General features: G+C 52.0%; 17 protein-coding genes. 16 read left to right on the top strand and 1 reads right to left on the bottom strand.

Features of this window, described 5'->3' with window-relative positions; all coding sequences use genetic code 11:
• Window positions 1–160 precede the first annotated feature (160 nt).
• Both ACN6MW_RS06460 and ACN6MW_RS06455 read left to right on the top strand, forming a co-directional pair.
• Window positions 161–1483 carry an LLM class flavin-dependent oxidoreductase gene (locus tag ACN6MW_RS06460; RefSeq protein WP_419874715.1) on the top strand — a complete coding sequence of 441 codons (1323 nt, stop codon included), beginning with the start codon at window positions 161–163 and terminating at the stop codon, window positions 1481–1483.
• A gap of 42 nt (window positions 1484–1525) precedes the next feature.
• Window positions 1526–2920: an ABC transporter substrate-binding protein gene (locus ACN6MW_RS06455; protein WP_419874714.1), complete on the top strand. Its 1395-nt coding sequence runs from the start codon at window positions 1526–1528 to the stop codon at window positions 2918–2920.
• 27 nt (window positions 2921–2947) lie between these two features.
• On the opposite strand, the gene ACN6MW_RS06450 is transcribed toward ACN6MW_RS06455, so the two are convergent.
• Window positions 2948–4081 (bottom strand): NAD(P)-binding domain-containing protein, encoded by a 1134-nt coding sequence (locus ACN6MW_RS06450; RefSeq protein WP_419874713.1) that lies wholly within the window; start codon window positions 4079–4081, stop codon window positions 2948–2950.
• A 244-nt stretch (window positions 4082–4325) separates the two neighbouring features.
• On the opposite strand from ACN6MW_RS06450, the gene nfsA reads away from it, so the two are divergent.
• The 14 genes from nfsA to ACN6MW_RS06380 all read left to right on the top strand — a co-directional run bounded on the left by nfsA (window position 4326) and on the right by ACN6MW_RS06380 (window position 22985).
• A complete protein-coding gene (gene nfsA, locus ACN6MW_RS06445) occupies window positions 4326–5078 on the top strand; it encodes an oxygen-insensitive NADPH nitroreductase (protein WP_419874712.1) in 753 nt (250 codons plus the stop codon).
• Window positions 5079–5132: 54 nt separating this feature from the next.
• Complete coding sequence (locus ACN6MW_RS06440) at window positions 5133–6329, top strand: LLM class flavin-dependent oxidoreductase (RefSeq protein WP_419874711.1); 1197 nt, start codon at window positions 5133–5135, stop codon at window positions 6327–6329.
• 13 nt (window positions 6330–6342) lie between these two features.
• Window positions 6343–7710 (top strand): LLM class flavin-dependent oxidoreductase, encoded by a 1368-nt coding sequence (locus tag ACN6MW_RS06435; RefSeq protein WP_419874710.1) that lies wholly within the window; start codon window positions 6343–6345, stop codon window positions 7708–7710.
• 24 nt (window positions 7711–7734) lie between these two features.
• Entirely contained in the window at window positions 7735–8709 is a 975-nt protein-coding gene (locus tag ACN6MW_RS06430) for an aldo/keto reductase family protein (RefSeq protein ID WP_419874709.1), read from the top strand.
• A 212-nt stretch (window positions 8710–8921) separates the two neighbouring features.
• A complete protein-coding gene (locus ACN6MW_RS06425; protein ID WP_419874708.1) occupies window positions 8922–9521 on the top strand; it encodes a PadR family transcriptional regulator in 600 nt (199 codons plus the stop codon).
• Window positions 9505–11331 (top strand): ABC transporter ATP-binding protein, encoded by a 1827-nt coding sequence (locus ACN6MW_RS06420; RefSeq protein ID WP_419874707.1) that lies wholly within the window; start codon window positions 9505–9507, stop codon window positions 11329–11331. The genes ACN6MW_RS06425 and ACN6MW_RS06420 overlap by 17 nt, the downstream gene beginning before the upstream one ends.
• A gap of 33 nt (window positions 11332–11364) precedes the next feature.
• Window positions 11365–13128, top strand: a complete 1764-nt coding sequence (locus ACN6MW_RS06415) for an ABC transporter ATP-binding protein (RefSeq protein ID WP_419874706.1) — start codon at window positions 11365–11367, stop codon at window positions 13126–13128.
• Window positions 13103–14986 carry an ABC transporter ATP-binding protein gene (locus ACN6MW_RS06410; RefSeq protein ID WP_419874705.1) on the top strand — a complete coding sequence of 628 codons (1884 nt, stop codon included), beginning with the start codon at window positions 13103–13105 and terminating at the stop codon, window positions 14984–14986. The genes ACN6MW_RS06415 and ACN6MW_RS06410 overlap by 26 nt, the downstream gene beginning before the upstream one ends.
• Window positions 14987–15060: 74 nt before the next feature.
• Window positions 15061–16005 (top strand): cysteine synthase A, encoded by a 945-nt coding sequence (cysK, locus tag ACN6MW_RS06405; RefSeq protein ID WP_419874704.1) that lies wholly within the window; start codon window positions 15061–15063, stop codon window positions 16003–16005.
• Window positions 16006–16386: 381 nt separating this feature from the next.
• The gene (locus ACN6MW_RS06400; protein WP_419874703.1) at window positions 16387–17319 is read left to right on the top strand and encodes an AEC family transporter; all 933 of its coding nucleotides are present in this window, start codon (window positions 16387–16389) and stop codon (window positions 17317–17319) included.
• A 138-nt stretch (window positions 17320–17457) separates the two neighbouring features.
• Window positions 17458–18150: an ABC transporter ATP-binding protein gene (locus ACN6MW_RS06395; protein WP_364147299.1), complete on the top strand. Its 693-nt coding sequence runs from the start codon at window positions 17458–17460 to the stop codon at window positions 18148–18150.
• Complete coding sequence (locus tag ACN6MW_RS06390) at window positions 18134–19159, top strand: efflux RND transporter periplasmic adaptor subunit (RefSeq protein ID WP_364146236.1); 1026 nt, start codon at window positions 18134–18136, stop codon at window positions 19157–19159. The genes ACN6MW_RS06395 and ACN6MW_RS06390 overlap by 17 nt, the downstream gene beginning before the upstream one ends.
• Window positions 19160–19217: 58 nt before the next feature.
• On the top strand, window positions 19218–22097 hold the full coding sequence (locus tag ACN6MW_RS06385; RefSeq protein WP_419874702.1) for an FtsX-like permease family protein: 2880 nt from the start codon (window positions 19218–19220) through the stop codon (window positions 22095–22097).
• Window positions 22098–22100: 3 nt separating this feature from the next.
• Entirely contained in the window at window positions 22101–22985 is an 885-nt protein-coding gene (locus ACN6MW_RS06380) for an ABC transporter ATP-binding protein (protein WP_364146240.1), read from the top strand.
• Window positions 22986–22989 lie beyond the last annotated feature (4 nt).

Here is a 22989-nt window from a genome sequence, read left to right as displayed (position 1 = left end):
TTTCAAGTTAATTCGGTTTAATCCTATATAATTACTTGGTTATTATCGACCGGAAAGCCGGAGATTGCCTATGGGCATCTCGGGCTTTTTTTATTGCAAACGCACAAAATGGTGAAAACAGGCTTTCGAATCATTAACCAGCCAAACGGGAGGGAAATCGATGAGTAACAAACAACGTCAGCTTCACTTGAACGCTTTCTTGTACGGGACCGGCCACCATGAGGCGTCATGGCGGCTTCCGGAAGCGGAGCCTGCACACAACCTGGATTTTAACCATGTGCTGCAAATTGTGCAGACGGCGGAGCGCGGTCTGATGGATTCCGTGTTTCTGGCCGACGGCTATTCCGGCCGCGCGAATAAGCTAGAACCGTTCACGGAGCTGTCCGCGCTGGCGAGCCGGACGAAGCATATCGGTTTAATTGCGACAGTCGGCACCACCTACAATGAGCCGTTTCACGTCGCGCGCAAATTCGCTTCGCTGGACCATATCAGCAAGGGACGAGCGGGCTGGAACATTGTGACCGGAGCGGGCAACGCCTCTCATAACTTCGGACTGCAGGAGCATCCGGAACATGCTCTCCGGTATGAGGAGGCGGAGGAGTTTACAGACGTCGTCAAGCAGCTGTGGGACAGCTGGGAGGATGACGCGGTGTTGAATGACAAAGCTTCCGGCATCCGTATCGCTGCTGACAAGGTTCACACAATTGATTACAAAGGGAAGTATTATCGCGTCAAGGGACCGCTGAACATCGCAAGGCCGCCGCAAGGTTATCCTGTTCTGGTGCAGGCCGGATCGTCGGAGAGCGGCAAGGAATTTGCGGCCAGGACGGCGGAGGTGATATTTACGGCCCATCAGAGCATAGCGAGCGCCCAGGTGTTCTACAAGGATGTGAAGTCCAGACTTCCGAAATACGGCAGAACCGCCGATCAGCTCAAAATATTGCCAGGCATCAGTCCCATTCTTGCCGATACGGTGGAGGAGGCGCAAGAAATCGAGAACAGGCTGTTTGAATTCGTGAATAAGGACGGAGCTGTAAGGCGGTTGTCCGAACGTCTCGGCATCGATTTGTCGCAGCATCCGCTTGACGAGCCATTGTCGCTCGAGGGCGTGCGCGAAACGGATGAGGTCAATGGCCACAAAAGCCGTCATCAGCTTATTCTCGACCTTATCCGCGACGAGAATCTGACGCTGCGGCAGCTGGTGAACCGGCTTGCCGGGGCAAGGGGGCATTTTACGTTTACGGGCACGCCGCTTCAGCTGGCCGATGTCATTGAGACATGGTTTTTAAACGGCGCTGCGGACGGGTTCAACGTCATGCCGCAAATTTATCCGGGCGGGCTGGATACATTCGTCGAGAAGGTTATTCCCGAACTGCAGAACAGGGGATTGTTCCGCACCGCATATGAAGGAACGACGCTCAGGGACCGTCTTGGACTCGAACGGCCGCTCAATGCGCGGCACAAACAGAAGGCTGTATTGTAAATCCACATACATGCACAACTATTCAGGGGAGAGATAACGATCATGAAGAAGCTCACATTAGGCATTACCATATTATTGCTGCTGGCACTGATAACGGCATGCGCAAGCGGAGGCAATAACGGGGGGAACGGGAACGGAGGCACGGCAGGAGGCGCAGCCGAACCGGATAATACCGAAGCTCCATCCGCTGAGCCTGCTGATTTCAAGAAGCTTGGCGACGAACCGGTTACGCTGACTTTTTTCAATACGAGCGGCACGTTTCCGGATGTGGAGTTCAAGACGCTGATTGCCGATCCGATTAAGAAAAAATTCCCGAACGTAACGATTGAGCGGATTACGCCGGCAGCTACGACGACGAATGAAGAAGTGCTCTCGACGCATGTCCCGGACATTATTTATTCTTCATCCTCATCGCATCAGAAAATAATCCGTACCGGAGCGTATGAAGACTTGCGGGAGCTGATCAAGCGCCACAATTTCGATGAAAGCCGGATCAAGCCTATTTTGTATGACTATATCAAGGATATGACGAAGGGCAAGGGCGATCAGATTTATGCGATACCGTTCAATGCCAATCAGCACGTCCTCTACTACAATAAGGATATATTCGATAAATTCGGCGTCGAGTATCCGACCGAAAAGCAATTGACATGGGATGAAGTGCTCGATATTGCAGCAAAGCTGACCCGAACGGAAAACGGCGTCCACTATGTAGGTTTGTCCGTCGATAACCTGACAGGCCTTGCGAAGGGACTCGGTCTACCATATGTTGATCGCGATACCGGCAATGCGGCGCTGGATTCGCCGGAGTGGCTGCGCGTGTTCGAGCTTAACAAACGGATCTTTGAAATTCCGGGCTACGTGACGCCTGACGGAACGTGGAACTGGGGCCGCGATCAGTTTATGAAGGATCAGACGATTGCAATGCGCGTAACCTGGCTTGCCAACATGGTTGGACCGCTTGAGGAGCTGCGCCAGCAGGGCGTGGAATTTAACTGGGATATCGCGCCTGCGCCAAACTTTGAAGACCAGCTGGGCAAGACGAGAGAAGCGCAAATTCACTCGTTGTCCGTGAACAGCCAAAGTAAGCACAAGGACGAGGCGTTCCAGGTTATCGCGGAAATTCTGTCCGATGAAGGGCAGCGCATTTTGGCCAGAAACGGACGCGTTCCGGCGATAATCAATCCCGAGCTGGAGAAGGAATACGGCCTTGACATTCCGGTGCTGCAGGGCAAGTCGGTGCAAAACGTATTCATCGGCGAACCGCTGCAGGAGCACTATATTCATCCGTACGAGCTTGAAATTTCTGCGCGGATGACGGAGGCAGCGGAGGATCTGGCCGTCAACGGGCTGGACGTCAATTCAGTAATCCGCAAGGCGACCGATACGATCAACAAGGACGTTGAGACGCTTCGGACGACGCTTGGCACGCCTTAATACGCAAACAAAAAGCAAAGGGAGAGGTTAATGACCTCGCCCTTTGCTTTGTTGTATGTATGGAATAATGGACCGGCAGGCTTGCCGGAGACCGGCGACAAAGCCGAAGGCGGGACCGTGGGTATGGCTGGCCAGCGGTCCGGCAAAAAAAAGACCGGGAACACTGCTTTCAAAATTCCCGTTTAATAAGGGGAACCATTCAAAGCCGCTCTCCCTCTGAATCGCTTCAAGCAAATAATCGGGCAGAAAGGGCACACGGTTCAAGTCGATGCGATAGCCCGTTGCCGCGATGACATGGTCTGCGATTCGATGCTCGCCGTCTGCTAGTTCGAGAATCGCTTTACCGTCCTGCGTCGTACCTGCTCTCTTGATGGCAGCTCCGCCGGTTGTCTTTACTTTTCCTTCGACATAAGGCTTAAGGAATGAAGCGACGCTGCCTTGGCGGGGCGTATGCCAACGTTCCTGCTTTTGCTCAAGCGGAAGCCTGTAGAACTGCTCGGCCGATTCAATGAGCTTCATTCCTGAAGCCGTGTTGTCTTCGCTTGCGTATTGAACCGCTTCCCTCCTGTACAACAGCTCCGTTTCGCTTCCGGCAAGCTGAAGCAAAGCGGCGGCTTCCCACGCGCTTTGGCCGCTCCCGATGACGGTGACCTTCTGTCCTTTGAAACGGCCGAACTCGGTCTGTCCGAAGGTGTGCGACAACAGCGCCGCGGGGAGTCCGTTTAATTCATCCGGAATGTAGCTGAAATGCTGAAGTCCAGTGGCGACGACAACGTTTCTTCCGCTTAACCGCTTGCCTGTCTCTGTAATGACCGAGAAGCCGTCATACAGGCGGCCCAGCGAAACGACCAGCTCGGGAGTAAAAGAGACACGGGCATGGTGGGCGAACCAGAAGGCGTAGTCGACGAAAGCCGGCCGGGGAAAGGGAGATTCAAGCGGAACTTTTGTCTCTTGGCTAAACCGTTCGATCGTCAGCGCGTCATTGTGGTCGGAGAAGCTGATGTAGCGCGGATTCGTCCGGATAAACATATTTTGCGGCATTTGTTCTTTCCAAAAATGCATCGGTCTCCCCAGAAGCACATAGGATAGCCCGCAAGCTTCGGCATGCGCGGCAAGCGAAATGCCGTAAGGACCGGCACCGATTATGATGAGATCAACCATGTCATTCCCTCCAGTCAAACGGTAAAATAAATATACCAAGAATTATACTCGGCAAACTATGTATTGCAACGAAAATCTGTCGAATTTGCGTGTTGACAACTCTTCTTTTCCGTGATAAGTTTTGTATGACATTTTTCATATTAAATTCCTTGGAATAATCGGAATTAAACGGCTACCGGTCAACCGGAGACACCTGCATCATGTGTCTCCGGTTTTTTTTATGCCAAGGGATAGGGGGATAACGATGAGCGAAACGATTGAACTATTGAAAAAGCACCGCTCCGTGCGGAAATATAAAGACGCGGCGGTACCCGAGGAGCATTTGACGGATATTTTGCTGGCAGCGCAGGCTGCCCCTACCTCCTCCAACATACAGGCCTACAGCGTGGTCGCGGTGAGAGATACGGAGCGCAAACGGAAATTCGCGGAGCTTGCCGGCAACCAGCAGCAAATTGCGGAGAGTTCCGTGTTCCTCGTATGGTTAGCGGATCTGAACAAAATTAGAACGGCGGTGCGACTGCATGAGGATATTGAGCTGCAGCAAAATGTGGAGCTGTTCCTGCTAGGCACAATCGACGCTGCGCTGGCTGCCCAGAATGCAACGATTGCGGCTGAATCGCTTGGGTACGGAACGGTGTATATCGGCGGCATCCGCAACAATCCGCAGGCGGCAACCGATTTGCTCGAGCTTCCGCAGCTCGTCTATCCCGTATTCGGCTTATGCGTAGGCGTTCCCGATCAGGAGCCGGACATTCGGCCGAGATTGCCGCTGGAGGCTGTCTACCACAAAGAGGTGTACCGGCAGGAGGGACTGGAGGAGGAAATCAAGGCCTATGACGAAATCACCCGCCATTATTATGCGACCCGCAAAGGCGGAGGCAAAGGAGGCGAGCAGGAAACGAAATGGTCCAAGGAAATGCTCAAACGGTTCAACAAGGAGAGGCTCCGCGGGCATATGCACGAATTCCTGTTGAAACGGGGGTTTGAACTAAAGTAGGGGAGAACGGGAACGAAAGCTATCATAAAAAAATTGGAAAACGGGGTGTTCAGCATGAGTCGCATTTATGAGATCGAACCGGAATTCGGCTGGTACATGCCGACAAGGGGGGACGGGCCGTACGTTGGCGTGAAATCCGAGCGTACGGTCGACATCGCCTACAATATCAAAGTCGCTCAGGCAGTGGAGGAAGCGGGTTATACGTTTGCGCTTATCCCGACGGGCGGGAATTGCTCGGATGCCTGGCTGGTCGCTGCGACGCTTGCAGCCCATACGAAGACGTTCAAGCCGCTCGTGGCGATGAGGCCAGGACTCATTGCACCGGCGCTTGCGGCAAGGATGGGAGCAACGCTGGATGAGGTGACCGGCGGCAGGGCACTGATCAACATTGTAACCGGCAGCTCAGCGGCGGACATGAAGGCGATGGGTGATCCGCTGGCGTTCGACAAGGATGCCCGCTACGAGCGAACGCTCGAATATATCAAGATCGTAAAGCAATTATGGATCAATTCGGGAGCGGTGCCGAGAGACGGTCTGCTTGCGGCGCATGATGCTTTGGGGCATATCGAGCGTTATGACCATCAAGGGAAATACTTTCAGCTGGAGGGCGGCATCAGCTATCCGCCGACTGTTCAAAGACCGCATCCGCCATTCTATTTCGGCGGCAGCTCGCCGGCTGCCAAGCGGACCGCGGCGGAAATTGCCGACGTCTATCTCATGTGGGCGGAGCCGCTTGATTGGATCAAGGAGCAGATCGATGAGGTCGAGCAGCACCGCAAGGAGCTGCTGCAGACGCAAGGAATCGACCGGACGATCAGGTACGGCTTGCGGGCCCAGGTAGTTATCCGCGATACCGAGGAGGAAGCTTGGGCAGCGGCCAGAACAATCGTCAGCCGCATCGATCCGGCTTTGAAGCAGGGGATCGAAGGGCAGCTGTTCTACAATCTGTCGGCGGGCCAGCAGAGGCAGAACGAGCTGCGCAAGCTGGCGGAAGCCAATGATTATGTGATCGGTCCAAACTTCTGGGCGGGGCTGGCCCAGGTAAGGGGCGGAGGTGCGATGGCTTTTGTCGGAACGCCGGAGCAGGTGGCGGACCGGCTGCTCGAATATACAAACATCGGCGTCACTTCCTTTATTTTGTCTGGTTATCCGAACCTGGAGGAAGCGTCGGCCTCCGGCAAAGCGCTGCTTCCAGTGTTCCGAAGAAAATGGCAGGAGCGAAGGCTCGCTGCCGCTTCACAACAAATTTGATGAGGTGATGAACATGAGCGGCTTGCAATCAGACAAAAAAGCTCATTTTAATGTGTTCTTACGGGGAGCCGGTCATCATTCCGCCGCCTGGAAGCATCCGGATTCGAATCCGAAGGAGGATTTGGATCTCGACTATTATGCGAATATTGCGAGAATTGCGGAGCGCGGCTTGTTCGATTCGCTGTTTACGGCGGATAACTATTCGGGCCTCGGCAGAAGACTGGAGCCATTCACGCTGCTGTCCGGCCTTGCCGCGCTGACGAAGCATGTCGGGCTTATCGCTACCGTAAGCACGACCTACAATGACCCGTATCATGTGGCCAGAAAGTTTGCTTCGCTGGATCATATCAGTAAAGGAAGGGCGGCCTGGAATATTGTGACGGGCCATTCGCAGGCGGATGCCGGCAACTTCAACAGGACGGAGCATCCCGAGGTATCGAAGCGCTACGAGATCGGCGACGAGTTTGTTGAAATTACCAAGCAGCTGTGGGACAGCTGGGAAGAGGACGCACTTGTTTACGACAGGGCGAATGAGATGACGATCGATTCCAGCAAGGTGTATGAAATCGATTTTCAAGGAAAATACCATTCAGTCAAAGGGCCACTGAACATCCCGAGACCGCCGCAGGGCCATCCGGTGCTAGTGCAGGCAGGTTCGTCGGATGCCGGCAGGGAGCTTGCCGCGAAGACGGCGGAGGTTATCTTCACGGCGCAGCAGACGCTGGGCGCTGCTCAAGAGTTTTATACGGACGTAAAATCGAGGCTGAAGAAGTACGGACGCAAGCCGGATCAGCTGCTGATTATGCCGGGACTAAGCCCGATCGTCGGAGATACAGAAGCAGAAGCAAGAGACATTGAGGAGGAATTTAACAGCTTGCTCAATACGAAGCAGGCGCTGCGCAGGCTGTCGAACTATTTTACGGTGGACTTGTCGGAATACTCGCTGGATGATCTCGTGCCGGTGGATAAAGCAAAGCCTTACGGAACGATCACGACCGGCATTACAAGCCGCCAAGAGGTCGTCGTGGACGCCGCCAGACGGGACCAGATGACGATTCGCCAGTTTATTGCCCGAAGCGCCGCGGGACACGGCCATGTTTCCTTTACGGGCTCGGTGCTGCAGACCGCCGATTTTATCGAGAAGTGGATTCGCGAGAACGGAGCCGACGGCTTTAATATTTTGCCGCATATTTATTTCAAAGGGTTGGAAACGTTCGTTGACAAGATCGTTCCAGAGCTGCAAAACCGCGGCCTGTTTCGGACGGAGTACGAAGGCAGGACGCTGCGTGAAAATCTCGGGCTCGCCCGGCCGGAAAATGTGAACAAAGCGATTTGGGCGCTGCGCAAGGAGAATGAGAAGAAGCAGGCTCAGAGCGGCTAACTAACCATTGGGAGGAATCATATCATGTCTGTACAATATCGGAATTTAGGAGCAAGCGGTTTAAAGGTTAGTGAAATCAGTCTCGGAAGCTGGCTTACTTATGGTGGCTACGTAGAGCGCGAGAATGCGGTGAAGTCGATTCAAACCGCTTACGACCTCGGCATTAATTTCTTTGACACCGCCAACGTTTACGCGAAGGGCGAGGCAGAGAAGGTTGTGGGGGAAACACTCCGGGCTTATCCCCGCGAATCTTATGTGCTTGCAACGAAGGTTTACGGAAAAATCGGCGACGGGCCGAATGACCGCGGCTTATCCCGAAAGCATGTAATCGAATCGGCAAACGCAAGCTTAAAGCGGCTTGGACTCGAGTATGTGGATGTCTTCTACAGCCACCGCTTTGATACGGAGACGCCGCTGGAAGAAACGCTTCGCGCTTTCGAGGACTTGGTTCGCCAAGGCAAGGTCCATTATGTCGGCGTCAGCGAATGGACGGCGGCGCAAATTACGGAAGCCTTCGCGATTGCGGACAAATATTTGCTCGACCGCATTGTGGTCAACCAACCGGTCTACAACTTATTTGAGCGTTACATCGAGAAGGAGATTATTCCCCTTGGGCTCAAAAAGGGTTTTGGCCAGGTTGTTTTTTCACCGCTTGCGCAAGGACTGTTAACCGGTAAATATACGGCAGACAATCAAGTTCCTGACGAGTCCCGCGCGGCGAAGCATGAAAACTTTAAAAATAAAATTACGGAAGAGAAGCTTGCAAAGGTAGAGCAGCTGAAGGGTATCGCAGCTGAGCTTGATATTACGGTAGGTCAGCTATCTCTTGCTTGGATTCTGCGCCAGCCGAACGTATCCAGCGCGTTGGTCGGAGCGAGCCGTCCCGAGCAGGTAGAAGAAAACGCGAAGGCTTCGGGGATCGTGCTCGACGGAAATACGTTAGAGCGCATCTCTTCCATTATCGATAATGATCCGGCAGCTTCCAAAGGCAAATTCTAATACCGATTGCATGGAATGAAAGCAAATGCAAATCCAGTAAAGAATGCTTCTTTACTGGATTTTGTCATGGGTAAAAAGCAGGTGGAAATCAGCAGGCGGTTAACAAGGAATGCGATGAAGCGGTTGATTCCGTAACTAATGATTGCCAATTAACGATATATCGTATACTATTCTAATTAATACGATATATCGTTAACGGAGGAGATTTCGGAATGACTGAAGGATGGCAGCCAGAGGAACGGTTATTTTTGCATCATGCGCTTGAAAGGGATAACACGGGCTCGGGCAGGCGCTATTTCAGCCGCGGCGGAGTGAAGTTTGCGCTGCTGGAGCTGCTGGAGAAGGAGAGCATGCATGGCTATCAAATGATGAAGGCGCTAGAGGATCAATCGGGAGGCACATACAAGCCGAGTGCCGGTTCGATCTATCCGACCTTGCAAATGCTGCGGGACCAAGGATTCGTGGAATCCTCAAAGCAGGACGGCAAGAAGGTTTTTGAAATCACGGATGAAGGCAGGGCTTATTTGCTTGAGGAGAAGGAAAACGGCATTGATCCGTCAGAGCGCCGGGAGTTTGGCAGCCCGGATGAAGAGGGGGCGCCTTGTGACCGGAACAAGCCCAATCGGCGGTTAACGCCCGCGGGCAAGGAGCTGCTTCATTTATTGAAGGCGGCAGAACGGACGGCCGTGGGCGATGCCGGCAAAGCGGTGCAGCTGCGCATCGTGCTCGATCAATTGCGGCTCGCGCTGCGTCAAATCGCTTCTGAAGAAGAAAGCAATCGCAGGGGGAATGCTTATGAGCAGCAATCTTAACTCGGCCCCCATGTACAGGCAAGGCGGCGGGATGGGAAAATTCGGCAACGGCGAGAAAGCAAAGCCGGCAAGCATTTACAGCATGTTTGTACGAATCTTTAGGCACGCCCGGACGCAGCTGCCGCTATTGATTGCTTCGATAGCCTGCGTAATCGCCATTTCGCTGCTGGAATTCATCGTGCCGCAATTGACTCGTTATACCATCGACCATATTATCCCGAACCAGCTGTTCAGCAAGCTTATTTTGATTGGCGGAGGAGTATTGGGCTCGGCTGTCGCGTTAGGCGCCCTGCGGTATATCAGTACCTCGCTCATGGCCTCCGTCGGGCAAAAAGTGCTTTACAATCTTCGCAATGAGCTTTACCGGCATATGCAAAGCTTGGATGTTTCCTTCTTTGACCGCAATCGTACCGGTGATTTGATGTCACGCGTCACAAACGACGTAAGCATCCTTCAGCAGATGATTTCCTCCAGCATGATGCAATTATTTACCGATTTCTTCACCTTTACGGCCATTGCGGTTTATATGCTTTGGATCGATTGGAAACTCACTTTGCTTCTGCTCGCGACCTTCCCGTTTATGATTTTGACGACGAAGTTTTTTGGCAAGAGAATGCGTTCGTCGTTCCGAACGGTGCAGGAGTCCGTGGCTGACGTCAGCGACCATCTGCAAAATACGCTGACGGGCATCAGGCTCATCAAAGCGTTTACCGCAGAGGAATACGAGTCGGAGCGTTTCTCGGAACGAACGCAGCGGAACATGGATGCGAATATTCAGGTGACCCGCTTGCGGGCCGCTTATGAACCTATTATCGATTTTCTTAATTTTCTTGGTCTCGCGATCGTGCTGGTCTTCGGCGCTTGGCTGGCGATGAAGGACCAGATGACCGTGGGCACCATTGTGGCGTTTATCGCTTATCTGCGTTTATTGCAAAATCCGGTTCGCCATTTTAGCCGCATCATGAATACGATTCAGCAATCCGCTGCCGCTTATGAGCGCATTATGGAGGTCATGAACACAAAAGCCGAAATCGTTGAGCGGAAGGATGCGCGAAGGCTTCCCGTTGTGAACGGGCATATCGTTTTTAATCAAATCGATTTTGCTTATTCGAGCGACTCGGCCGTTCTCAAAGACTTTCATTTGGAGCTGGAGGCAGGCAAGGTGACCGCGCTGGTCGGATCATCGGGTTCGGGCAAAACAACGATTGCTCATCTCATTGCTAGATTTTATGATCCGCAGTCCGGAGAAATAACGATTGACGGTTATTCATTAAAGGATGTCACGTTAGCCTCGCTAAGAGAGCAAATCGGGATTGTATCGCAGGACATCGTCTTGTTCAACGGTTCGATTGCGGAAAATATCCGTTACGGCAATCATCATTCGACGGATGCGGAGGTTATCGCGGCGGCTGAAGCTGCGAATGCTGCCGGTTTTATCGATTCCTTTCCGCAGGGTTACGAGACGCAAATTGGCGAACGGGGCGTAAAGCTGTCAGGCGGCCAAAAGCAGCGGCTTTCGATTGCCAGGGCTATTTTGAAAAATCCGCGGATCATCATTCTGGACGAAGCCACCGCTTCGCTTGACACGGAATCGGAGCAGCATATCCAGGATGCGCTGGCGCAGCTGCTGCAAGGCCGGACCTGTCTTGTCATTGCGCATCGTTTATCTACCATTCAGAAGGCAAACCGGATTTACGTGCTGGAGCAGGGCAAAATCGTGGAGCATGGAACGCATGACGAGCTGCTGGAACTGCAGGGCCGTTACAACCAGCTGTATGAACTGCAATTCCCGCAAACGGATGAAGCGTAAGGAAAATACTCCAATCTAGGAAGTGATCGTTTTTTGAAATCAAAAAGAATACTGACGGATTTTTTTCGGAAAACGTGGTATATCTACCTGGTCTCGATCTTTTTCCATTTGATTTCTAACTTGATTAATGTTTTTTTTCCAAAGGTACTGGGACAGTTTACGGATAAGCTGCAGCTGGGCGGATTAACAAGCAAGCTGATTGTGGACTACAGCTTGCTGCTGCTGCTGATTGGCGTCGGCCATGTGCTGTTTAACGGCTTAGCGATGTATTTGGTTATGTATGTGGGAAGAAAATTCGAGTTTCTTGTCCGGCGGGGATTGTTCAAGCATTTTACCGACATGAGCGAGAAGTTTTATTCGAAAAACGGAGTCGGCAAGCTGCTCAGCTACTTTATGAATGATGTCACCGCTGTTCGCGAGTCGATCTCCATGGGCGTCAACTCGACCGCGAACGCCACGATGCTGCTGATCGCGGCAGTAACTATGATGCTGCTGAGCCATATTCCTTATTATTTAATTTTAGCTTCGGTTTTCCCGCTGCTGCTGATCCCGGTCATAGTCGTCTACCTCGGTCCGATTATTAGAAAGCGGTCGCTTGAGGTGCAGGAAGCGCTTGGCACGATGACGGAAACCGCGGAAGAGCAATTCGGCGGGATAAGGGTAACCAAGAAATTCGCGGTCGAAGACATTATGATTGAGCGCTTTGGCAAGACCGTCGAGCAAATCAGGCATAATCAATTGCGTCTCGTGCGCGTCTCTTCTTTCTTTCAAGCGTTGATTCCGTTTCTTGGCGCAATTGCTTTAATTATCGCGCTTGCCTTTGGGGGCTATTTGACGATCGCGAAGCAGATTACGCTTGGTAATTTCGTTGCCTTAACGCTTTACATCCGAATGCTGATGAATCCGCTTCAGCAAATTGGTAACGTAATCAATTCCATTCAACGCTCGCGCGCTTCGCTCGAGAGGTTAAACGGATTGCTTGCGCAGCAATCGGATATTGTGGAGCTGGAGCATGCAAAGGCTGTCGATTTGGAGGACGCAGGCATTACCGTTCGGAATTTGTCCTTCGCTTACGATCAAGCTTCGAATCCCGTGCTGCGAAATATCAGCTTGCATGTTAAGGCAGGCACGACCCTTGGGATCATCGGCCGCACAGGCAGCGGGAAAACAACCTTGATGAAGCTGCTGCTCCGTACCTTTGATCCGCCTCCCGGCACGATTGTTTACGGGCAGACGGATGTGAGAGAGATGACGCTTGCGAGCTTGCGCAATCAAATTGCCTATGTGCCCCAGGATGGTTTCTTATTCAGCACGACGATTAAAGAAAATATCGCATTCTCTAACCGGGAGCTTGACCTTGATGCCGTTGAGGCTGCCGCAAAGCATGCCCAAATCTACGATAACATCGTTGAACTGCCGAATCAGTTCGAAACGAGGCTCGGCGAGCGCGGCTTAACCTTATCGGGCGGCCAGCGCCAGCGAACGAGCCTTGCGCGGGGAATCATCAAGAATGCTCCGATTATGATTCTGGACGATAGCGTCAGCGCGGTAGACGCGGTGACGGAGAAGGATATTATTGAAGCGCTCCAAAGCGAAAGAAACGGCAAAACGACGATCATCATTGCGCACCGCATCAGCGCCATTAAGCATGCCGATGAAATTATTGTGCTGGACGACGGCAGGATTGTGCAGCGGGGAACGCATACGGAACTGTTGATGCAGCAAGGTCTCTATGCAACGCTTCATGCCATACAGGAGGAGGGGAGTCAACATGCGACCGGCACAAGCCATTCATAATTGGCAGGCGGATCAGAAGGGTGATCCTAATCAGCCGGAACAGAAGCCGGAATATGTATCTGCCTTCCGTACGCTGTTCGGCTATGCAAAACCGCATTTATGGGCATTCATCGGCGTATTTTGCTGTACATTGATTGCCATCTTATCGGATTTGCTGCAGCCTTTTTTGATGAAAATAGCGATTGATGATAATTTATTATCCGGCAAAAACGATTTCAAAGGCCTGCTTACGATTTGTTTTATATATTTTGGTTTATCCTTGTCGAGCTTGCTTTTTACTTATTTCCAAAACAATCTGCTCCAAAATATCGGCCAAAGCATCGTGTCGCGTATTCGCAAGCAGCTGTTCGGACATATTTTGAAGCAGTCGATGCGTTATTTCGACCGCATGTCGAGCGGCAGTCTCATTACGCATGTCTCGAGCGATACAGAGGCGCTCAATCAATTTTTTAATCAAGTGCTGCTGAGCCTGTTCCGCGACGGACTGACCCTGGTCTTCATTATTGTGATGATGTTTCAGCTGGACACGAAGCTGGCGCTGTATTGCTTAATCCTGCTTCCGATCATATGGGCAATCGCCATTGCCTTTCGTTCCTTCATGCGTACGACCTATCAGCTTGCTAGGACGAGATTATCCCGTTTGGTAGCTTTTGTAGCCGAAAATTTGTCCGGCATGAATTTGGTGCAGGTGTTCCATCAGCAAAAGGAGCAGGAGAAGCAGTTTAATGAGCGAAACGGCTTGTATTTTAAGGCGAATCTTCGGGAAATCCGGACGAATGTCGTGTTTGGCCGGACCTTTGATATTTTGAGCAATTTATCGATTGCTTTCGTAACGTGGATCGGTGGCAATGCCGTGCTCGGGCAGCAGCTTGAATTTGGGGTGCTGTATGCATTCATAACGTATATCCGCCAGTTTTTCCAGCCGATTAATACGATCACGCAGCAGTGGAATACGCTCCAGTCGGCCACGGTGGCCGTTACCCGAATTTGGAGCGTGTTTGCGAATAAGCCGGATGTTACGGATCGCGGGCTGGACCATGTGGATTTGCGGAAGGAAGAGCTGGGCGAAGATGCGGATGAACATCAGGCTTCGATGTCGAGCCTCAGCCTGGAGCAGGTAAAAGGACGGATCGACTTTAACCGAATCTCCTTTTCTTACGAGGAAGGGATACCGATCATCCGCGATTTGGATCTGCACATTAGTTCCGGAGAGCTTATCGGCGTGGTGGGGACGACCGGCGCAGGCAAAAGCTCGCTGATCAGCTTGTTATGCCGTTTCTATGATGTGAAGGAAGGCAGCATTCTCATCGATGAGACGGATGTGAGGGACATTCCGCAGGCCACGCTCCACCGGCTGGTTGGGCTTGTACAGCAGGAACCTTATCTTTATTCGGGTAGCATCATCGAAAATATTAGAATGTTCGATGAGTCGATCTCCCGCGAGGAGGTTATCCGCGCCTGCGAATTTGTCGGAGCGGATACGATTATCAAGAAGCTGAAGGACGGCTACGAGACGAGGCTGTCGGAGCGCGGCAGCGGCCTTTCGGCCGGCGAGCGCCAGCTTATCTCCTTTGCCAGAATTATCGTTTTCAAACCAAAGGTGCTTATTTTGGACGAGGCAAGCGCGAATCTGGATTCGCATACGGAGCAGCTGATCCAGAATGCGCTTCAGGTCGTATCCCAGGATCGAACGACGATTGTCATCGCGCACCGGTTGTCTACCATCATGCAGGCGGACCGGATCATCGTCATGAGTCACGGCGAGATCGTGGAGCAGGGCAATCATCAAGAGCTGCTTGAGCATGACGGCCACTACAAGGAGCTTTATGAGCATTCGCAAGGCAATGTAGCGGTATAGCCGGCATTAGCTGCATCGCCCTTTAAGAATCGGCACGAGCCGCAAGGCCTTTACTATAGCAGGAGGTAGATCACATGAGTCTTGTCGTAAGCAATATTACCGATTTAATTGGAAGCACTCCGCTCGTTCGATTAAATAAGGTGGTGCCGGAAGGCAGCGCCGAAATTTATTTGAAGCTGGAGTTTTTTAATCCCGGCAGCAGCGTCAAGGATCGTATTGCGATCAGCATTATTGAAGAGGCGGAGCGTGAAGGAAAGCTGAAGCCGGGCGATACGATTATTGAAGCGACGAGCGGCAATACGGGCATCGGCATCGCTTTGGTCGCCGCGGCCAGAGGCTATAAAGCCATTTTGGTTATGCCGGAGACAATGAGCCTGGAGCGCCGCAATCTGCTGCGGGCTTACGGGGCGGAGCTGGTGCTTACGCCGGGATCCGAAGGGATGAAGGGCGCGATTCGAACGGCGCAGGAGCTCCAAGCGAAGCATCCCGAATATTTTCCGGCGCTGCAATTCGATAACCCGGCCAACGTGAAAATCCACCGCGAAACGACTGGCCCCGAAATCGTAAAAGCGATCGAGTCGCTGGATGGCAGGCTGGACGGCTTTGTTGCAGGAGTGGGTACCGGCGGTACGATTACGGGCGCGGGCGAAATATTGCGCGGGCGGTTCCCGGGTATTCGCATCGCAGCCGTTGAGCCGGCCTCCTCGCCCGTATTATCGGGAGGGACGCCAGGGCTTCACAAGATCCAAGGAATCGGAGCGGGCTTCGTTCCTTCGATTTTGGATACGGGTATATATGATGAAATCATTCAGGTTACCAATGAGGACGCTTTTGAAACGGCAAGAAGAGTAGCGAAGCAGGAAGGCATTTTAGGCGGCATCTCTTCAGGGGCGGCCGTGTTTGCGGCCATTCAATTGGCGCAGGAGCTGGGTACCGGCAAGCGGGTTGTCGCGGTCATTCCGAGCAACGGCGAGCGGTATTTATCGACGGTGCTGTATCAGCAGGAGCAGCAGCTCTAAGAAAGTTTGTGAAATGGAATAAACGAACAGCTGACGGCTTGTGCGCCGGATGGCTGTTCGTTTTTGCATTTCGGGGCAATCATGAAGCGCTATATTAAAATAGCTGGAATTTCTCCAAACGAAAGAGAGTTTTGGAGCTGAAGGAGCGGCTGCGTCCGACTTTGTCTCCAGATTTTAACCGCTCGGCGGTTGTAAAACAAATAGAGAGAAAACAGCGGCCGGGATGCCCAAACCTTCTCGGTAATTACGAAAGGCAAGCAAATCGGATATTCGGAAGCACACTTGCCTAATCGATCGGTAACCTATTAAAATGGGTGAAGCGATCATAGGCCGCACCGGCCGCTTTCTCACACTATATAATAGAAAGAAGCAGATGCAGCAATGAACATTTTTCTTCATATCCTCATGACAAACGTGCTTCCGATGGTCATCATGATCGGTCTCGGCATTGTGATTCAAAGAGCGTTCAAGCTGGATATCAAAACCTTGTCCAAGCTGAACTTTTACTTGTTTTCACCGGCCATCATGTTCGATTTGCTCTATAAAACCGATATTTCCGTGCAGGTGATCGGAAAAATATTATTTTTCTTCCTGCTGTTCATGATTGCGCAATATGTGATCGTTGAGGTTGTTATCCGAATTAGAGGCTATGAGCCCAGCATGAAAAGCGCGATGCGCAACAGCGTCCTGTTCTATAACAGCGCCAATTACGGCATACCGCTGAATCAGCTGGCTTTTGCGGGAAACGAGAAGACGCTTGCCATTCAGGTGTTGATCATGATGGTGCAATCGCTGGTGCCGAACACGTACGGCATCTATAATGTCAACGCGCATAAAGCCGACCTGCGGGCCATTTGGCGGACCATTTTGTCTATGCCGATCATTTACGTGATTCCGCTCGCTTTTGTCCTGCGGGGCTTCGAGGTGGTGATCCCGCAGCCGCTAGCTACGCCGATCGAATACTTATCTGCTGCCTTTATCGGTACGGCGCTAATCACATTAGGCGTACAGCTTGGCAATATGGAGTGGAAAATCAAGCGTTCCCTCCTCATCGACGTCAGCTTGTCGGGTATGCTGCGGCTCGTTGCCGGACCACTGCTTGCCTGGTTGATTGTGTGGCTGATGGGACTCGATAAACTGACAGCCGCAGCGCTTATTGTCTCCTCTGCCGTGCCGACCTCCCTCAGCAGCGTTTTGCTGGCGGTAGAGTTCGACAATGAAGCGGAATTTGCTTCGCAATCGGTATTTGTTTCTACGATTTTAAGCATTATTACGGTCACGGCCGTCATATTCTTTTTACAGCTGGAAGTATGAAGCCCATAAAGTCTATCCGTCTAGTCATACTAGTCTGATAGGCTTATTTTTTTATGCTTGTGCATCAAGATGGACGGGGTTAAAATGGAAAAAGATATAAATGTAAACGTTTTATTGGAAACGGAGGTTTACCTTAAAATGCTGCCAACGACGCATGATATTATTCATGCAAACGCTTTAAAAAGAACGTTCGGACGTGGAATCGGAGCGGTCACTGTATTGAAAGGGGTAGATTTATCCATCCCCGCCGGCAAGCTGATTGCGTTTAAAGGAAGATCAGGCTCCGGGAAGACGACGCTTATCAATTTGCTAAGCGCTTTGGATCGTCCGACAGAAGGGCAAATCACGTTTGCGGGCCGCGATTTGACGGCGATGTCGAATCAAGAGCGGGATAAAGTAAGGCGCAATGAAATGGGTCTCATTTTTCAATCCTTCGCGCTCATTCCTCTGATGTCTGCCTATGAGAACGTGGAATTCATATTAAGAGTTTCCGGTATGGCGGCAAACGGCCGGAAGGAAGCAGCCATTGAAGCATTGGAGCAGGTGGGCTTGAAGGGACGCATGCATCATCGGCCGTTCGAGCTCTCGGGCGGGGAGCAGCAGAGAACCGCTATCGCGCGGGCGATTGCCCATAAGCCGAAGCTGCTGCTGGCCGATGAGCCTACAGCCGAGCTGGACAGCCGCACCGGCCTGCAAATTATGAAAGTATTCCGCGATTTGGTAGAGACGGCGGGCATGACGATCATTATGACGACCCATGATCCGGCCATTATGGAAATTGTTGACCATGTTTATGAACTGGAGGATGGACAAATTGTCGCAAAAGCTTAAGCCGCTGCTCGGCTGGTCATTCGCGCTGCTTCTTGGCGCTTCACTTACGGGGTGCTCTTTGCTGCCCGCGGAGGAAGAGGCGTTAAAGCCGCCTCTCGTCAAACCGGCGCAAGAAAACTATCGCACGGTCACGGTTGAAAAGGGAACGATAACGCAAGAAATCAAAGGAAGCGGCAGCCTTGAATCGACGAAGTCCGAGATTGCCCAGTTTACGGGCCAAGGCGGCCGCATCGCGAAGATGATGGTGACCGCCGGCGCGCAGGTGAAGAAGGGCGATGTCCTTGTTCAGCTTAACGTGGACGGATTAGATATTCAGTTAAAGGAGCAGGAGCTCGCGGTTGCAAGGGCGAAGCTGTCGTTTAAGCAAGCCAAAGCGGGCGCAGACAGCGATGCGATCAATATCGCTAAGCTGCAAATGGAAATCGAGGAGTTAAAGCTGGAAAGGTTGATGGCAACCTTCAACAGCAAGCAGCTTGTAGCCGGTATGAACGGACAGGTTACTTTCGTGGAGGAGCTGGAGGAGGGCGATTTTGTCGAGGCGTACCAGACGCTCGTCATTATTTCCGATCCTTCGAAGCTGCGAGTCGCGCTTAGGGTCGAGGCCGGCGCGGAAATTAGCAGCGTAGATGTGGGTTTCCCAGCCGTCGTTACCTTCGGCACGCAAGAGCTGCAGGGCAAAGTGGTACAGACGCCTTCATCCGCTCCGACTACATTGAACGAGCAGCTTCAGGACCGCTACTCCAAGACGCTGTTCATTGAGGTGCCTAAAGTGCCAAGCGATGCGAAGATCGGCGCGTTTACCGATGTGAAGATCATTTTGCAGCAGCGTGATGATGTCTTGAAAATTCCGCGCAGCGGCGTACGCAGCTTCCTCGGCAGAACATTCGTAAGAACGCTTGAGGACGGCAATAAAATTCGTGAAATCGACGTTGAAACGGGAATCAAGGGATCGACCGAAATGGAAATTACGAAGGGTCTCGAGGAAGGCGCGATCGTCGTGCTGCAGTAATAGAACGTGCTTTTAACGATTGCTTATCTACAGCCGTTGACGCTTGGGAGGTTTTGAAGTGGCTTTGTTTGTCATGATTATACGAAAAATGGTGCAAAATAAGTGGTTGGTTGCCAGTTTGTTTATCGGCTTGGTGATGTCCGTCGCGCTCGTCAGCAGCATGCCGATTTATTCGGAAGCCATTTTGTCGCGGATGCTGGTCAAGGACTTAGAGACGATGCAGACCAAGAAAAGCATTTATCCCGGAAACCAATACAATAAATTGTTTTACACGAAGGAAACACCGGAGCAAATGAATAAGATCTTTACGAAAGTGGATCGCTACATTCATGAGCAGGCGCAGACCAGCTTTCAAATTCCGGTGCAGCAGCTGGTCGTTGATTTCCAATCGAAATCGATAAAGATAAGACCGGTTAACGATCCTGATCCCGATTCGAAAAAGTCGATTAAAACCGTGACGCTGCGCTCTTTCTCCGATCTAGAGGAGCATATCACGCTGACTGACGGCAGAATGCCGGCAGAGCAGCAGCCAGTTGACGGCGTATATGAAGTGCTTGTTACGGAACGCGGCCTCATTCAATTCAAAACGGTTCTGGATTCGGCATTTTATGTAGACGACGATAAAATTGCCGGGGAAATAAAATTCAAGCCGGTCGGCGTTATCCAGAAAAAAACGGATGATGATCCGTATTTCAGGGACACGGACCTCAGCGAGCTGAGCGGAAGCTTCATTATAAGCGACAAGGTGGCGAAGCAGCATCTTATGCAGGAAGCCCGGATTCCGACAGCTTCTGTCGGCTGGTTCTTCGTACTTGATTATTCCAAGCTAGAGCTAAGGTTCGTAGACGATTTCATCCAGACGACCAACAAAATCCGCAACGTTATGCTTAACAACGTGACGCTTTACCAGACCGTGTCGGAAACGCCGGCGCTCGACACCATCTCCAAATATTTGGAGCGGGCGGAGCAGCTGCGAACATTAATGTGGTCGCTGAATGTTCCCGTATTAATCATGCTTGGCTTTTATATGTTCATGGTGTCCAACCTCATCGCCGACCGGCAAAAAAATGAAATAGCCGTTCTGCGCAGCAGAGGCGCTGCGCGCTGGCAGGTCATAACGTCCTATGCGGTGGAAGGCATTATTTTATGCGGCATCGCCTTTGGCATAGGTCCCCTGCTCGGCGTGCTATTAACCGAATTGCTCGGTGCATCAAATGGCTTTCTCGAATTTGTGCAGCGCGTCCGTCTGCCGGTCAGGCTGACGGAAGAGGCTTACCGCTATGGAGCCATCGCAGCGGGCATCTGCTTTGTCATTATGCTTATTCCGATTATTATGGCGACCCGTGTCTCCATTGTCGGGCATAAGCAGCAATTAGCGAGACTTTTGAAATCGCCGCTTTGGCATAAAATGTTTCTTGATGTCATTGCGCTGGCTTTGGCTATTTACGGCTTGTATACGTTCAAAAAGAGGCTGGCCGATCTGCAAAGCCTGGGATTGAATGCCGATGATTTGAATATCGATCCGCTGCAGTTCGTCGTTCCGGCATTGTTTATTATGGGAGCGGGCTTGCTCTTGCTTCGTTTGTATCCATGGGTGCTCAGGCTCGTATACTGGATCGGCAAAAAATGGTGGCCGCCATCCGTCTATGCGACCTTGATCCAAGTCGGACGCTCCAGCACGCAATACCAATTTTTAATGATCTTTCTTATCATGACGATTGCGACTGGCGTATTCAGCGCCTCCGCGGCAAGAACGATCAACAATAATACAGAGGACCGAATCCGATATGGCAACGGCGCGGAGATCATTTTATCGTCGCAATGGGCCAATGATGCCCCGCCTCCTCCAGCTCCAGGGGCGCCGCAGCCGGAGACACCGGTCACGCAAGCGCCCGTGCATTATTTGGAGCCGGCGTTCGAGCCTTTTAAGACGATTAAGGGCGTCGAGCAAGCGGCAAAAGTGTTCAAAAAGGAAAGCTCGTTCAGCGTGAATGACAGCTCGGGAGCCGCAACGCTCATCGGGATCGATACCGATGAATTTGGAAAAACGACTTGGTTCCGGGACAGCCTGCTTGATTATCCGATCAATGACTACTTGAATTTGCTCGCTGCCGACTCGCAAGCCGTGCTTATCTCCAAGACGCTTGCCGAGCAAAACAAAGTCAAGCCGGGCGATACGATCTGGGTAGGGTGGAGCGATGTGCCGCAGCAGCCGTTTAAGGTATACGGCATAATCGATTATTTCCCTACTTTTAATCCTAACCCGGCCGTAGGCAGCGTGGACGCCAGCGATGAGTCGTCAACGGGCAATGCGCCTATGCTGATCGTTGGACATTTGCCGCGCATACAGGTGCAGCTTGCCCTGGAGCCTTACGAGGTCTGGATCAAGCTGAAGCCTGAGACGAGCACGGCTGCGTTTTATGAAGGACTCAAGGAGTCAAAGATTCCGGTTACGAGCATCGTGAATACGAGAGAAGAGCTCGTGAATGCCAAAAACGATCCTTTTCTTATGGCGCTGAACGGAATTTTGACATTAGGCTTCGTGCTTTCGATTCTCGTAAGCTTTATCGGGTTTTTATTGTATTGGGTATTGTCGCTGCGGGGCAGAACGCTGCAAAACGGTATTTTGCGGGCCATTGGTTTGTCGCTCAAACAGCTTATCGGCATGCTTGCGGTTGAACAGCTGCTTACCTCGGGCGTGGCCGTTCTTATTGGAATCGCAGTCGGCAACGTCGCGAGCCGATTGTATGTGCCCAACTTTCAAATTGCCTTTAATCCGAGCAGCCTTGTACCGCCGTTTAAGGTGATGTTTGACGCGACGGATTTAATGCGCATCTACCTGCTTGTCGGCTTCATGCTGATCATTGGACTAGGCATACTGGCGTACATGCTGTCGCGCCTGCGTATCCATCAAGCGATTAAGCTAGGGGAGGATTGACGGATGATACATTGCGAAGGGCTTGTAAAAATATACAAAACAGCCGACTTAGAGGTATTCGCCCTGCAAGGCCTCGATCTTCATATTGAAAACGGCGAGCTGATGGCGATTATCGGCAATAGCGGCAGCGGCAAATCGACGCTTCTAAATATGCTGGGCGGCTTGGACCGCCCTACGGCCGGAAAGCTGACCGTTGACGGCAGGGATATGCTGAAGTTTAAAGAACGTGATTTCGTGCGTTATAAACGGGAAAGCGTCGGATTCGTCTGGCAAAATAACGCGCGAAATCTTATCCCCTATTTGACGGCGCTTGAAAACGTCGAGCTGCCGATCCTGCTTACGGGAAACCGCAAGCGCTGGCGGGCCAAGGAGCTGCTCGATGCGGTGGGACTCAGTCACCGGGCATCGAATAAGCTGTATGAATTATCGGGGGGAGAGCAGCAGCGGGTAGCGATCGCTATTGCGCTTGCGAATCATCCGAAGCTGCTGCTTGCCGATGAACCGACCGGCTCGGTGGATTCAAGAATGGCCAATCAGATCCTCGACTTGTTCCGCGAGTTGAACCGGACGATAGGCATTACCGTTGTCATCGTTACGCATGATCCTGAGCTGGCGAAGAAGGTGGATCGCGTAGCCGCTATCCGCGATGGCAAAATCTCCTCAGAGATGCTGCGCAAACGCTCGTATCTTGAAGAGCTGGCGGAGCTGGAAGAAGCAGATGAGGAAGAGGGAACCCATGTGGAGTATGCCGTGCTTGATAAAGCAGGCCGCTTACAGGTTCCGGCCAACTATCTCGAATCCATCGGCGTGAAAAACTCCAACAAGCTGCGCGTAGAGCTGGGAGAAGGCAGAATCGTGCTGCTGCCGCCGGAGGAGAAAGCGGAATAAAAAA

The sequence above is a fragment of the Pristimantibacillus sp. PTI5 genome (genome assembly GCF_048572955.1).
Taxonomy (GTDB): domain Bacteria; phylum Bacillota; class Bacilli; order Paenibacillales; family Paenibacillaceae; genus Pristimantibacillus.
This window is presented reverse-complemented; position numbering and strand designations above follow the sequence as displayed.

Coding starts and splice junctions, on each gene's coding strand:
- ACN6MW_RS06460 (WP_419874715.1), top strand. CDS start 161: ATGAGTAACAAACAACGTCAGCTTCACTTGAACGCTTTCTTGTACGGG.
- ACN6MW_RS06455 (WP_419874714.1), top strand. CDS start 1,526: ATGAAGAAGCTCACATTAGGCATTACCATATTATTGCTGCTGGCACTG.
- ACN6MW_RS06450 (WP_419874713.1), bottom strand. CDS start 4,081: ATGGTTGATCTCATCATAATCGGTGCCGGTCCTTACGGCATTTCGCTT.
- nfsA (WP_419874712.1), top strand. CDS start 4,326: ATGAGCGAAACGATTGAACTATTGAAAAAGCACCGCTCCGTGCGGAAA.
- ACN6MW_RS06440 (WP_419874711.1), top strand. CDS start 5,133: ATGAGTCGCATTTATGAGATCGAACCGGAATTCGGCTGGTACATGCCG.
- ACN6MW_RS06435 (WP_419874710.1), top strand. CDS start 6,343: ATGAGCGGCTTGCAATCAGACAAAAAAGCTCATTTTAATGTGTTCTTA.
- ACN6MW_RS06430 (WP_419874709.1), top strand. CDS start 7,735: ATGTCTGTACAATATCGGAATTTAGGAGCAAGCGGTTTAAAGGTTAGT.
- ACN6MW_RS06425 (WP_419874708.1), top strand. CDS start 8,922: ATGACTGAAGGATGGCAGCCAGAGGAACGGTTATTTTTGCATCATGCG.
- ACN6MW_RS06420 (WP_419874707.1), top strand. CDS start 9,505: ATGAGCAGCAATCTTAACTCGGCCCCCATGTACAGGCAAGGCGGCGGG.
- ACN6MW_RS06410 (WP_419874705.1), top strand. CDS start 13,103: ATGCGACCGGCACAAGCCATTCATAATTGGCAGGCGGATCAGAAGGGT.
- cysK (WP_419874704.1), top strand. CDS start 15,061: ATGAGTCTTGTCGTAAGCAATATTACCGATTTAATTGGAAGCACTCCG.
- ACN6MW_RS06400 (WP_419874703.1), top strand. CDS start 16,387: ATGAACATTTTTCTTCATATCCTCATGACAAACGTGCTTCCGATGGTC.
- ACN6MW_RS06395 (WP_364147299.1), top strand. CDS start 17,458: ATGCTGCCAACGACGCATGATATTATTCATGCAAACGCTTTAAAAAGA.
- ACN6MW_RS06380 (WP_364146240.1), top strand. CDS start 22,101: ATGATACATTGCGAAGGGCTTGTAAAAATATACAAAACAGCCGACTTA.